Source organism: Streptococcus parasanguinis, assembly GCF_001073155.1.
In the GTDB taxonomy this organism is placed as follows: domain Bacteria; phylum Bacillota; class Bacilli; order Lactobacillales; family Streptococcaceae; genus Streptococcus; species Streptococcus parasanguinis_D.
Genome location: NZ_JVEE01000052.1, coordinates 64,549 through 77,139, shown reverse-complemented (window position 1 = coordinate 77,139; position 12,591 = coordinate 64,549). Strand labels below are relative to the sequence as shown.

Below are 12,591 nucleotides of genomic sequence, written 5' to 3'. Positions count from 1 at the left end.
CTCTCTATTATAGCAAAAAAGGGAGGGGTTAGCCTCTCTCTAGTATGTTTGTATTATTGTTATCCACCTTCACCAAGTAAAAAATAATTATTAAATAGTATATCAGACCCTCATCCTCAATCCTTCATCTTCACTTGCCCTTTTTCATAGCAAAAAAGAGGGGTCTAAAAGGATCCCCCTTTACTAGCAATCGATAAACTTTATCCTTTGAGATTAGCCATCTGGAAGATCGGAATCACATAAGGAACAATAGACATCAGGATAGTAAATAACACGAAGAACCAGAACCAGAAGGACGCGAGGGCACGCTGGAAAACTCCCGGTTGAGGTTTATTGGCTTGAATATAAGCCTTGATAGTTGGCCATTTAGTCGCAAGAACCACTATCATCACAATGGAACCAATAGCTAAAACACCGATTTGGAGCCAATTCGCTAGTCCCTCATCCACATGATAGGCTACATAATGCAGGCCTTGGGAAATGACAAAGTTATTGAAAATGTGATAGAAAATAGCCCACCAGATATTGTATTCAAAGGCAATGTAGCCGAATCCTAGACCAATGATACCTGCGAAAAAGAGCTGGTCAAAATTAGCATGGAAGAGGCCGAATAAAATAGCCGTCATGACAATGGCAAAGATTTTGCCATACCGTTCCAAGCCTCGCAAGCCAGCCCCACGGAAGAAGAATTCCTCTGTGATAGGACCAAAAAAGCCAGCATACAAGAGCATAGTCCAAGATCGCTCAATCGTATCTCCTAGATCTGGTGTTGGAGAATGAAGGCCAATGGTCTCAAACATGCGCTCAATCACTTGTGTCATCACAGATGAAAAGACTTGAGAAAAGCCAAGAAAGGCGAGAAGAATAAAGAAGACTGAAAGTGTCATCTTACGTCCCTTATGCTTAAGATCATATTTATAAAGGGCCTTCTTGCGATAGGCATTAAAAAGAAAGAGTCCAATGGAAATAGAGATGAGGTAGGGAATACCAGCCCAAACATTCAGGGCGTTTAGTTTCTCCGTTACTTGACTTGGATCTTTTCTGAGAGAGCCTGCTATGGTCAATCCAAGGAGGACTTCCCACAGGACGGTTACTAAGGTCATTACCAAGAGATAAATAGCAAGTGTCCCAGAATACCTTCCTATATCTTTTTTAGGGTCTAATAATCGGTTGTATTGGTTCATTTCTTCCTCCTAGAAAATAGATAAAAACACGCACAGACTCCTTCGTATAAGACAAAGAAAATCAAAAAGGCATGCATAAAGTAGTCTTCTGGTAATGCAAGAATAATCGAATCCACGCGCGGATCAAAGAGCCAAGTATTGTCCCCAGCAAATAAGACTTGATGAAAGAGAGTAAAGAATTGATCAAAGCCAATTATAACAGTCATCACTGCAAGCACTACTGGTAAAACCATCATCCAAAAGAAGAGACTACGGTACAGGGCCAGGTAGCCATTTTTGACGACTGTCCGCATAAACTGGATAAAACCAGGTAGAGTGACCAAGAAAACGACCGTCACCAAATGAAACAGGTACTTGACGGCCTCAAAATGGTGCAAGCCATTTTTGGAAGAGGGGAATTGAGGCATCTTCAACACCCATTGAAAAGGATTGGTCAAGTAGTTCATCAAGACATTAAAATTCTTCATGATGACTGAAGCCGAAAAACCAGTTCGGCTTTGAATCTCCAACCAATGGATCTCCATGGGATAGAGGACCCATGCTAGGCCAATGGTGAGAAGGATTGTAGCTGACAAGATAAAGAAAAATTGGTTGATTGATTTTAAACTTTTAAGCATCAAAATCCCACTCCGCTAAACTGGAAACAACATGTGTCGGTGCAATTGGTAAGGTTGGCACTTCTTCTGGTTTGGTAAAACCAGTCGTCACCAAAAGGGTTGGAATCCCATTGTCAATACCTGCACGAATATCTGTTAGATAATTATCTCCTACCATAACGACTTCTTCTCTTTCAAGACCCAAGTGTTCAATAGCCTTATCCATGATGATGGCCTTTGGTTTTCCAATGATCACAGGCTCGACCCGTGTCGCAGCCTCTACAAGCGCAATCAAGGATCCTGCACCTGGCATCAAGCCACGCTCTGTTGGAATGTTCAGGTCCGGATTGGTCCCAATAAAGTGTGCTCCTTTTTGAATCGCCAAGGTCGCAATAGCAAACTTCTCATAATCCACTTGCCAATCCAGGCCAATCACCACATAATCAGGTGCTTCTTCATCGATGATATAGCCAGCTTCTTCAATAGCGTCTTTGAGCCCCGCTTCTCCGATCACATAGACCTTTTTGCCCAAATTTTGGTCATTCATGTAGTCAATGGTCGCAAGGGTAGCTGTATAGATAGTCGAAACTGGGGTTTTTATATTGAAATGAGTAGCCAGCATATCCCGAACAGTCTCTGGTGTGCGGGTTGTATTGTTGGTCACAAAGAGATAGGGAATCTCACGCGCCTGCAATTCATGAACAAAAGCTTCTCCTGCAGGAATTCGTGATTTTCCTTTGTAAATAGTGCCATCCAAATCAATCAAATAGCCCTTATAGTGCATTTATTCTTCCTTTTCTGTTTCCGTTTCGTCATGTAACTTCTCTGCATCGACTCGTCCACCAGAACCATATAAGAGCAAGGCTCCAGCATAGAGGACAAATTGTAACACCAAACCTGTAAAATTAATCCCTTGACTTCCCGATTGGGTGAACAAGAAGGATGCTACCATGAGGATGACAATGGTCAATAACAAGCCTATCACGGTTGCCTGATCCACACTGATTTGATAAACCGTGCGTTTAGTGCTCCGATTTTTCCCGTCAGACTTAGTTTCTGGTTGCAAATTCTCGACAAAATCCGTCACTAAGGTCGCAGCGAGGCTGACTGTTGTGCTAAAGAGCACGCCTTGAGACAAGCGGTGATAGAAATTGGACCAGAAGGATCCTGATTGGCTAGTAATCCCAATCGAGAAGATCATGACCGGTAAAAGAAAGGCCAAGGTGAAATGGATCCAGACCCGATACCAGCGTATATCTTCTCTTAAAAAGCGATTAAAACTCTCTAAATTCAAGCGATAGCGGAAAAATTTATAAATTTCCTCTACCAGGATGATGCCCAAAGCACAAAGAGTCAAGAGCCAATCTCCCAACATGTACAAAGGGTTCTTTTGACGCTTGGCATAGGCCACAACCCGTTTTTGATAGCTTTCAAGTTCCTGTTTTTTATTTTTTAATCTTCTACTTTCCATAATTCCAACCCTTTTCTTCTACTTCTTCCCACTCAATTTCAGCTTGGGCATTGATCTGACTATCTGAAGTAATTTGGTGCTGAGTTTTCAAGCCCTCTTGTTCATATTGAGAGGTGATGAGACCTCCTGCTAGCACTTCTTTGACATATTTTAGATGAACTTTTTTAGGGATATGATGGGTCAAGAAGTCTGCTCCCATCACCTCAAAAACCCAGTCCAAGTACTTGCTATTGTTGACATGTCCGTTCATATCCAAGTCGTAAAACCGAACTCGGTATTCTTGTTCCACGCCACCTTCTAATTCTTTGAAACGGGGACCGCGGAGCATGGTTTTTGAAAATTCAGAGTCAAAGGCATCCGTGATTTCACTCATAACAGGATGAACCTTGCGTGTATCACGATCCATCAAGACAAAGGTCGCGACCATCTCAATGATAGTATTTCCTGCTTCATCCTTGATATTAAAGGCCCGGTAGCAGAAAAGTCGATTGTGACTCTTGGCATAGGTTTCAATAGTGATTTTCTCATCAAAAACAGGGAGACGCTCAATCTTCATATTGTAATCCGTGATAATCCAGACTAGATTGTAATTCTCTAGAATGTACATATCACTCATGCCCAGCTCAATCGATTGCATGCCTGATACCTGCAAAGACAGCAAGATCAATTGCGGAATTTTTATAAATCCATTGACATCGCTCATATCAAACGGAATTTTCATGCTGTATTCAAATGTTTTTGCCATTTTCTACTCCAAAATAAACTTCTCTGCTACAGTGTCTCCTAAAAAGAGACCTTTCTTGGTCATTCGTACAATGTCCTTGTCAGGTACCAAAAGGCCCTGCTGGATCAATTTCTCAACCACTGATCCATATTGTTGGTCAAAATTCACACCAAACTTTTCTTCGAAACGTTTCTTGGAAACGCCTGTTTTCTTACGCAGTCCCAGAAACATCTCTTCTTCCATCATTTCAGTCTGAGTCAGATGTTCCTCCTGGACACGCGCATTTCCCTCTTCGACCGCCTGCATATAGTGACGGATAGGCCCATGATTCTTGTAGCGAACACCGTTGACATAGCCGGATGCACCAGCTCCTAAGCCATAATACTCTGCATTATCCCAATACATGAGGTTGTGGCGACTTTCAAAACCAGGCTTGGAGAAATTGGAAATTTCGTAATGCTCAAAGCCCGCACGCTCCAACTCCTGAATGATGTATTCAAACATCTCCGCTTCTAACTCCTCTTTTGGTAGAGGAAGCTTGCCCCGTCTCATCCGATTCATAAAGACGGTGTGATTCTCTAGAATCAAGCTATAGAGGCTCATATGGGGAATGTCGAGGGCAAGAGCCTTAGCGACATTTTCCTGGACCTGCTCCATGGTTTGCGTCGGAAGGGCATAGATGAGGTCGATCGAAATATTGTCAAAACCAGCCAGCTTCAGACGATCGATATTGTCATAGATATCCTGCTCTTGATGGCTCCGACCAATCTTTTTGAGCAAGCGATTATCAAAGGTCTGTACGCCTAAAGAAACCCGATTAACCGGTGAATCCTTCAAAACAGCAATCTTATCCGGATCCAAATCACCAGGATTGGCCTCGATGGTCAACTCCTCCATCTGAGAAAGATCAAGTGACTTGGTCAGCTCCTTGAGCAGATACTCTAGCTGATCCGCAGTTAAGGCTGTCGGTGTCCCACCCCCAATATAGAGAGTCCGTAAATTTGTGATTTCTTCCCGACGAAATTCTTGGATCAAATGATCCAAATAAGCATCGACCGGTTGGTTCTTAATAAAAACCTTCGAAAAATCACAATAAAAACAAATCTGGGTACAAAATGGGATGTGGACATAAGCGGACGTTGGTTTTGTATGCATACCTTTAATTATACCATAAAATCCCCCTAAGTCCGAGAAGAAAAGGGTGGATGACGCAAGGATTTCCTTGACAAGAAGGAATGAAAAGAATAGAATAAAACTAATCACATTCGGAGGTAAGGAGATATGAACAACTAAGTTTCGTTAAATAAGATACTTTATTTAGTGGACTGCTTGTTCTATCTCTTTTCGTGTGCCCTCTCGCCTATTGTCCAACTTTTTGTTGGCTTAATAAGGTCTTTTTCTGTTTGGGTTTCACTTGAATACAGCTCTACTAAATAGGTAGAGCTGTTTTTTTGTCCCAGTAGAAAGGAATCTTATGCTAAAACTATCCCACCTCACCATCCGCCACACAAAAGATTTACGCGATTTGGTTCGCGATCTGTCCCTAACTATTCATGAAGGGGAAAAAGTTGCCATTATTGGCGAAGAAGGAAATGGAAAGTCTTCTTTGCTTCATGTCCTTATGTCCCCAAAATCCCTACCAGATTATATGACCATAGAAGGTGAAATCACCACTTCTTTTCACTCCTATGCCTATATTCCCCAGACTTTGCCGGAAGCCTTGAAGGGAAAAAGCTTGGAAGAATATTTTTTTGGAGAGGATGAGCTAGACTATGCCACCCTCTACAGACTGGCTGATCAATTGCAATTTGATAGCGACCGCTTTGCGAGCGACCAAGCTATTGGAAGTCTATCTGGAGGAGAAGCCCTCAAAGTCCAACTGCTTCACGAACTTTGCCGTCCTCATGAATTGCTATTTTTAGATGAACCTTCAAACGATCTGGATTTGGAAACCCTGGACTGGCTCCAGCAGATGATCCAAACGAGCCCCCAAACCATCCTATTTATTTCCCATCATGAGGATTTTTTGACGCAGACGGCGGATACCATTATTCATCTAAGACAGATCAAACACCGCAAGGAGGCTGAAACCATTGTAGAGCACCTAGGCTATCAAGACTACAGTAGCCAGAGGGAGCAACAATTCAAGCAACAGACTCAGCAAGCTGCCAACGATCAACGAACCTACCGAAAAACAATGGAGAAGCATCGCCGCGTCCGTCAGCAAGTTGAAACATCCTTACGAAACACTAAGGATAGCACTGCTGGACGTCTCCTGGCAAAGAAAATGAAGTCCCTCCTCTCACAAGAAAAGCGCTACGAGCGAGAATTCCAATCCATGACTCCCCAACCCTATGATGAGGAAGTCATCAATCTGCATTTTCCTCCCCTCACTCCCTTGTCTCCTCAAAAACGAGTCCTTCTATTAGATCAGGAAGAACTCGCCATTGGTGATCGGGTCCTGGTCAAGAACCTCTCCCTTACTCTTCTAGGACAGGATAAAATAGGGATTATCGGTTCCAACGGTGTGGGGAAATCCACTTTCCTAAAAATGATATGGAAAAGTCTACAGAAGAATGAAAGTATCCGCACTGCCTATATGCCACAAGATTACACTGAAGGCCTCCCTCTGACTCAGACACCGGTTCAATTTCTACAGCATTCAGGCGATCGCGAAGAAATCAACACCATTCAATTGCATTTAGCCTCCCTCAACTTTACCTATTCTGAAATGCACCATCCGATCTCTGAACTTTCTGGTGGCCAGCAAGGAAAACTCTATCTCCTTCAACTAGTGCTCACAAGTCCCCAATTTCTACTCTTGGACGAGCCTACTCGCAATTTTTCCCCCACTTCTCAACCAGAGATTCGACGCCTATTCGCAGACTACCCAGGCGGACTAGTCACGGTCTCTCACGACCGGACCTTCCTCAAAGAAGTCTGCCAAAAGATCTATCGTCTGACCGAAAATGGTTTGGTAGAAATAGAGTCGCTCTAACGTAAAAAAGATTGGCCAAAACCAATCTTTTTTTCTATTTCTTCGCTGCCTCTTGTACCATTTCTTGGGTGCGTTTGTAGGCTGCTTCCACTCCTGCAATGATGTCGCCCCGTAGGCCGACTTGTTCTAAGCGGTTGACTCCTGCGATGGTAGAGCCACCTGGGCTACAAACTGCATCTCGCAAGCGGGCTGGGTGCTCACCTGTCTCTAGGACCATTTGACTGGCTCCTTGGAAGGTCTGTGCCGCCATCTGCAAGGCTTGCTCTCGTGTAAGTCCTAATCCTACTCCTGCATCTGCCATGGCTTCAATCATCTGATAGACAAAGGCTGGCCCACAGCCTGCGACAGCCGTTGCAGGATCCATTAATTTTTCCTCGATCTCGTAGAGAGCCCCCGCTCCTGCTAAGAGCTGCTTGACCTGGGCTATCTGCTGGTCTGTCACTGCTTGGGAACGGGCCAGACTGATAACACCTTGACCAATGGCCACAGGCGTATTGGGCATGATGCGGATGATACCCATCTGGTCGTTCTGGAACACGTCAGCCATCTTTTCTAGTTCCAAGCCTGCGGCCATGGAAACCAGCAAGAAATTAGAGCGTTGAGCCAAGATGCCTTTATACTCTTCTAAAAGTGGGCAAATCTGATAGGGTTTGACCCCTAAAAAGATTACTTCAGCCTCTTGAAAGACTTGTTCAAGCTCAGACGCCGTTCCCCCATACTGGCTGATAAAATCCTGCACCTTTTGTGGAGAACGATTGACCAAGAGCAAGTCTGTGGCAGCCACTTCTTTTGCGACTGCTTTGGCTAGACTAGCTCCCATGTTTCCTAGTCCAATAAATGCTACTTTCATTTCTTACCTCACTTGACCATTTCCACTGACGATATATTTGTAACTGGTCATTTCCCGGAGTCCCATCGGTCCACGCGCATGGAGTTTTTGGGTTGAGATCCCCATTTCACAACCTAAGCCAAATTGACCCCCATCTGTAAATCGTGTCGAGGCATTGACATAAACAGCTGCAGAATCTACCTGCTTGGTGAAGTAAGCAGCAGTCTCAGGATTTTCAGTCACAATGGCATCTGAGTGATGGGTACTATGCGCTTCAATGTGGTCCACCGCTTCCGCGACTCCATCAACGACCTTAACAGCTAAAATATAATCTAAAAATTCGGTATCAAAATCCTGTTTCTGCGCTGCTGTCCCAGAAATGATAGCCTGTGCTTGCTCATCTAGACGCAATTCAACCGATCTTTCCCGTGCATCCACTAAACGCTCTTTAACCAAAGGCAAGAAATCAGACGCGATCGCTCGATCGACCAAGAGGACCTCCATGGCATTGCAGACGGATGGACGGCTTGTCTTAGCATTTTCAATAATGGCGAGGGCTTTCTGGAAGTCAGCCTCCTTGTCCACATAGACATGGACGATCCCAGTTCCTGTCTCGATCACGGGGACAATGGCATTTTCAACCACCGCTTGGATCAATCCAGCACCACCACGTGGAATGAGCAAATCTAGATAGCCCTTAGCCTTCATCATAGCAAAGCTAGAAGCTCGACTCGTATCTTGGATCAGTTGAAGAAGATCTGGATGGAGTCCGCCTTCTTCCAATCCAGCCTTGAGGGCTGTCACGATCGCTTGAGCAGAATGAAAGGCGTCCTTTCCAGTACGAAGGACCACTGCATTTCCACTCTTGATGGCAAGCGCTGCAGCATCTGACGTTACATTTGGACGGCTTTCATAAATGATGCCAATAACACCCATGGCGACTCGAACTTTCTGGATTTCAAGGCCATTTTCCAAGACTTCAGTATCCAGCACTTCCCCAATCGGATCTGGCAGGTCTATTAAAGCACGAATTCCTTGTGCCATACCGGCAATCCGCTCTTGATCAAGAAAGAGGCGATCCAGCATGACTTCAGAAATCTTGCCGCGTGCTGCTTCCATATCGATTTGATTGGCTACTAAAATGGCTTCCGTCGCTTTCAAAAGCTGGCTAGCCATGGCCTCCAAAGCCTGATTTTTAAGAGCTGTACTGGCTGTATTGATGCTTTTCTTAGCTGATCTCGCTAAGGCTAATTGTTCTTGTGTTGTTCCCATACGTTGTCCTCTAGAATTCTGTAAAGAGTAAGTCAATTTCAGGAGTTACCGAGATCCAGTCATCCCGGTGGATGAGGATTCCCTTGGCTTTTTTAGATTGGAGTAGATCGCGCACAGCTGATTGGCCGAGACGGACCTTGCCTTTTCCTAGTAATTGACCAGTCTCTTGATGATAGACGCTGACGATATCATGATAAGAAAAATCTCCTTCTGCCTTGGTCACACCAGAAATCAATAGACTCTTTCCATGATCCAACAGGGCTTCCGCTGCTCCAGCATCCACCCAAACGGCTCCTTTACTTTCTGCATAAAAGGCTAGCCATTGTTTCTGGGTTTTTAAGCCCTTGTCCTCTGCAAGGAAGTAACTGCCATCCGCTTGCTCTTCTGCTGCTTCGATCAAGGCATCAGACTTGAGAGACGAGCAAATATAGACAGGAACCCCTGACTCGGTCGCAAGGGTCGCTGCCTTGAGTTTGGTCAACATACCGCCAGTTCCATTGCTACTGCCAGCACCACCAGCCATCTCGATCATCTCGCGAGAAATGTATTCGATTCGATCCAAGCGCTTAGCTGTTGGATCCTGAGAAGGATTGGCTGTATAGAGACCATCGACATCCGTTAAAAGCACCAAAAGATCAGCTTGAACCATGGCTGCAACCTGCGCACTCAAGGTATCATTGTCACCTACTTTTAACTCGGCAATCGAGACCGTATCGTTTTCATTGATAATCGGAATGGCCCCACGATTGAGCAAGACAGAAAGGGCCTGGTGGGCATTCTTATAGCGGCGTTGATCCGCAAAGTCATCCTGGGTCAACAAAATCTGCGCAGAAACAATGTTGCGTAAGAGCAGGTTGGCTGTATATTCTTCCATCAGTAAGCCTTGCCCAACTGCCGCAGAGGCTTGCTTGTCTGCCACCTTAGTCGGCCGTTTCTTAAAACCAAGGGCGCCAAACCCAGCAGCAACCGCCCCTGATGAGACCAAGATCAACTCATGGCCCGATTCGTGTAAGAGAGCCAACTGCTGGGTAATGACCTTGACCTTCTGTCTGGAGAGACTCCCATCGGGATTGGTCAAAGACGAGGTCCCTACTTTAAAGACGATTCGTTTTGCTTTCATCTCTATTTTTCTTTCTAATACTATTTATTTCGTATGTAATGAAAGTGACTGAATCTCCATTCAGCCATCTTCACTATCCTTTTCGAAGGTCTTCCAGCGTTTTCTCAAAGATCGCTGGCACTTCTGCCGTAAATTCCAAGGTCTCTCCTGTACGAGGATGGGTAAAGCCGAGTGTCCGCGCATGCAGAAACTGTCCTTGTCCTTTGAGTGTCTTCTTAGGACCATAAGCAGGATCTCCAGCTACTGGATGGCCGATATAGGCCATGTGCACCCGAATTTGGTGGGTGCGACCGGTCTCCAGTTGCAACTCTACCAAGGTGTAATTTCCAAAGCGCTCCAAGACTTGAAAACGGGTCACTGCAGGTTTTCCTTTCGCCGTCACTGCTTGTTTTTTCCGGTCCTTTTCACTGCGACCAATTGGTGCTTCGATCATGCCCCGATCGTTCGGAAGATTGCCATGGACAATGGCCCAATACTTCCGGAGAGATTTTTTGTCTTTGAGTTCCTCTGCTAAGGCGACGTGGGCTTGGTCATTTTTTGCGACCATCAAGAGGCCTGACGTGTCTTTGTCAATCCGGTGGACGATCCCTGGACGCAATTCTCCATTGATCCCTGAAAGGTCCTTGACATGGTATAAGAGCGCATTGACCAAGGTCCCGCTGGTATGACCCGCACTGGGGTGAACAACCATACCCTGTGGCTTATTGACCACCACAACATCCTGGTCCTCATAGACGATGTCTAAGGGCAGATCTTCTGCTTCATAGCTGACCTCTTCCACTTCTGGGACTTCATACTGGATGATATCTCCTTCTTTGACCGTATACTTAGCTTTTTTCACGGTTCCATTGACCAGAACTTTTCCTTCTTTGATCTGCTCATTGGCCACAGCTCGTGACAAGGGAGTCAAATCCGCCAAAGCCTTATCCAGTCGCGCACCGGCTACTTCGATTTTAATTTCCATGCGTTTCCTCTTTCAACATCAGGATCAGGAGCAAGAAAACTCCAACTGTCAAATAACTATCTGCTACATTAAAAATGGCAAAATTCATAAAATCCAGGTGGAACATATCGACTACAAAGCCCTGACGCAGGCGATCGATAAAATTCCCCAATCCACCCGCAATCACCAAGGTCAAGCCTGTCACCATCCAAAGCGATCCCTTGAGGTGCTTATAGAGATAGTAAAAGGCCCCCACCATCACGACTAGCGTGATGAGGGTAAAGAACCATTGCTGATTTTCAAGAAGCGAAAAAGCTGCACCTGTGTTTTGAAGATAAGTCAGACTGACCACATGGGGAATAAAAGACTTGACGACACCCAGTGGAATGTTCTTCACCACATACCATTTGACCAGCTGATCCAGTAGGACCAAAAGGACGATCGCTACTGGGACCATTGTTTTTCTCTTCATTTCTTACCTCTTTTGATCAAAATATTCTACCATGACCTCGACAAACTTCTCTGCTACAGGAGAGAGATCCATCTCTTCGCGTTTGACATAGACCATTTTATTGTCTAAGTTGTCTTCCAAAGGAATCACGGTAATGCCATTCACGGACTGGCTATCCAAAAAGCCAGATCCCGTCGCATAAGCATCCGTCCGCTCCAAGATTCCATTCAAGGTAGCCCGGTCGGTCACATTGAACATTTGTGAGCTCGAGCTGGTATCGACAAAGTTCTCTGAATAATAGAGGTACTCATCTTTTTCTTGGGTAAAACGAACAGTTGGCAACTGAGCTAGATCTTCCATAACCAGTTTTTTCTTCTTAGCCAAAGGATGTCCTTTGCGAAGATAAATATGAGTCTGAAAAGGAATCAAATCCACTACTTCAAGCCCTAATTTATCGACCCGTTGCATAATCCCCTTGGTATTTTGACGATTGAGATAAATAATCCCCAACTCACTATGCCCTTGAGCCACTTCGTCCAAAATTTGAACCGTCGTTGATTCAAAGATGCGGAAGTTTTTATTTTCCGGATAGCGGATCGAGAATTCCGTCATCAAAGGTGGCAAGAAGTCATAGTGTTGACTAGAAATAGAGAATTCTTTCTTCTCTTCTTCAGGACTGGCATATTGATTTTGAAACACATCAAACCCTTTGACCACGTCCTGCGCTTTTTCATAAAATTCCATTCCCCGACGGGTCAAAAAAGTCCCAGAACTGGTCCGACGAAAAATCTTAAACCCCAGTTCTTTTTCCAGATCTCTGACGGAGATGGACAAGCTAGGCTGACTCACATACATTTTTTCAGCAGCCTCACGAAAAGTACCACTGTTGGCAATCGCCACTACATATCGTAATTGTTGTATATTCATTCTATTTTCCTTATTACAGTATCGATCTATTATACCATAAATTAGGGGCTGAAAGAAGAGATCCGTTTAAGAGACA

General features: G+C 44.8%; 13 protein-coding genes. 1 reads left to right on the top strand and 12 read right to left on the bottom strand.

The genetic code is table 11. The features are described from left to right. Positions 1 to 200: 200 nt before the first annotated feature. Genes ADH92_RS09775 through hemW form a run of 6 tightly spaced genes read right to left on the bottom strand, consistent with a single transcriptional unit; the run spans position 201 to position 5,130 of the window. Entirely contained in the window at positions 201 to 1,184 is a 984-nt protein-coding gene (locus tag ADH92_RS09775) for a CPBP family intramembrane glutamic endopeptidase (protein WP_049498258.1), read from the bottom strand. Further along, a complete protein-coding gene (locus ADH92_RS09770; RefSeq protein WP_049498257.1) occupies positions 1,181 to 1,801 on the bottom strand; it encodes a TIGR01906 family membrane protein in 621 nt (206 codons plus the stop codon). The genes ADH92_RS09775 and ADH92_RS09770 overlap by 4 nt, the downstream gene beginning before the upstream one ends. Further along, entirely contained in the window at positions 1,794 to 2,564 is a 771-nt protein-coding gene (locus ADH92_RS09765; protein WP_049498256.1) for a TIGR01457 family HAD-type hydrolase, read from the bottom strand. The genes ADH92_RS09770 and ADH92_RS09765 overlap by 8 nt, the downstream gene beginning before the upstream one ends. After that, positions 2,565 to 3,251: a hypothetical protein gene (locus ADH92_RS09760; protein WP_049474586.1), complete on the bottom strand. Its 687-nt coding sequence runs from the start codon at positions 3,249 to 3,251 to the stop codon at positions 2,565 to 2,567. Beyond that, complete coding sequence (locus ADH92_RS09755) at positions 3,241 to 3,996, bottom strand: acyl-ACP thioesterase domain-containing protein (RefSeq protein WP_049491865.1); 756 nt, start codon at positions 3,994 to 3,996, stop codon at positions 3,241 to 3,243. The genes ADH92_RS09760 and ADH92_RS09755 overlap by 11 nt, the downstream gene beginning before the upstream one ends. Positions 3,997 to 3,999: 3 nt before the next feature. After that, positions 4,000 to 5,130, bottom strand: a complete 1,131-nt coding sequence (gene hemW, locus ADH92_RS09750) for a radical SAM family heme chaperone HemW (protein ID WP_024055621.1) — start codon at positions 5,128 to 5,130, stop codon at positions 4,000 to 4,002. Positions 5,131 to 5,449: 319 nt separating this feature from the next. On the opposite strand from hemW, the gene ADH92_RS09745 reads away from it, so the two are divergent. Then, positions 5,450 to 6,973: an ATP-binding cassette domain-containing protein gene (locus tag ADH92_RS09745; RefSeq protein ID WP_049498255.1), complete on the top strand. Its 1,524-nt coding sequence runs from the start codon at positions 5,450 to 5,452 to the stop codon at positions 6,971 to 6,973. A 34-nt stretch (positions 6,974 to 7,007) separates the two neighbouring features. Here the strand turns inward: ADH92_RS09745 and proC are convergent, their stop codons facing one another. The 6 genes from proC to ADH92_RS09715 all read right to left on the bottom strand — a co-directional run bounded on the left by proC (position 7,008) and on the right by ADH92_RS09715 (position 12,515). Further along, positions 7,008 to 7,823, bottom strand: coding sequence for a pyrroline-5-carboxylate reductase (gene proC / locus ADH92_RS09740; protein ID WP_049498254.1), 816 nt, complete (start codon positions 7,821 to 7,823; stop codon positions 7,008 to 7,010). 3 nt (positions 7,824 to 7,826) lie between these two features. Further along, complete coding sequence (locus ADH92_RS09735; RefSeq protein WP_049498253.1) at positions 7,827 to 9,074, bottom strand: glutamate-5-semialdehyde dehydrogenase; 1,248 nt, start codon at positions 9,072 to 9,074, stop codon at positions 7,827 to 7,829. Positions 9,075 to 9,084: 10 nt separating this feature from the next. Continuing rightward, positions 9,085 to 10,194, bottom strand: a complete 1,110-nt coding sequence (proB, locus tag ADH92_RS09730; RefSeq protein WP_049498252.1) for a glutamate 5-kinase — start codon at positions 10,192 to 10,194, stop codon at positions 9,085 to 9,087. Positions 10,195 to 10,267: 73 nt separating this feature from the next. Then, positions 10,268 to 11,158, bottom strand: a complete 891-nt coding sequence (locus ADH92_RS09725) for an RluA family pseudouridine synthase (protein ID WP_003001835.1) — start codon at positions 11,156 to 11,158, stop codon at positions 10,268 to 10,270. Next, positions 11,148 to 11,609, bottom strand: a complete 462-nt coding sequence (gene lspA / locus ADH92_RS09720) for a signal peptidase II (protein WP_003001852.1) — start codon at positions 11,607 to 11,609, stop codon at positions 11,148 to 11,150. Before lspA ends, ADH92_RS09725 begins: the two co-directional genes overlap by 11 nt. Before the next feature lie 3 nt (positions 11,610 to 11,612). Next, entirely contained in the window at positions 11,613 to 12,515 is a 903-nt protein-coding gene (locus ADH92_RS09715) for a LysR family transcriptional regulator (protein WP_003011186.1), read from the bottom strand. Between the last annotated feature and the right edge of the window lie 76 nt (positions 12,516 to 12,591).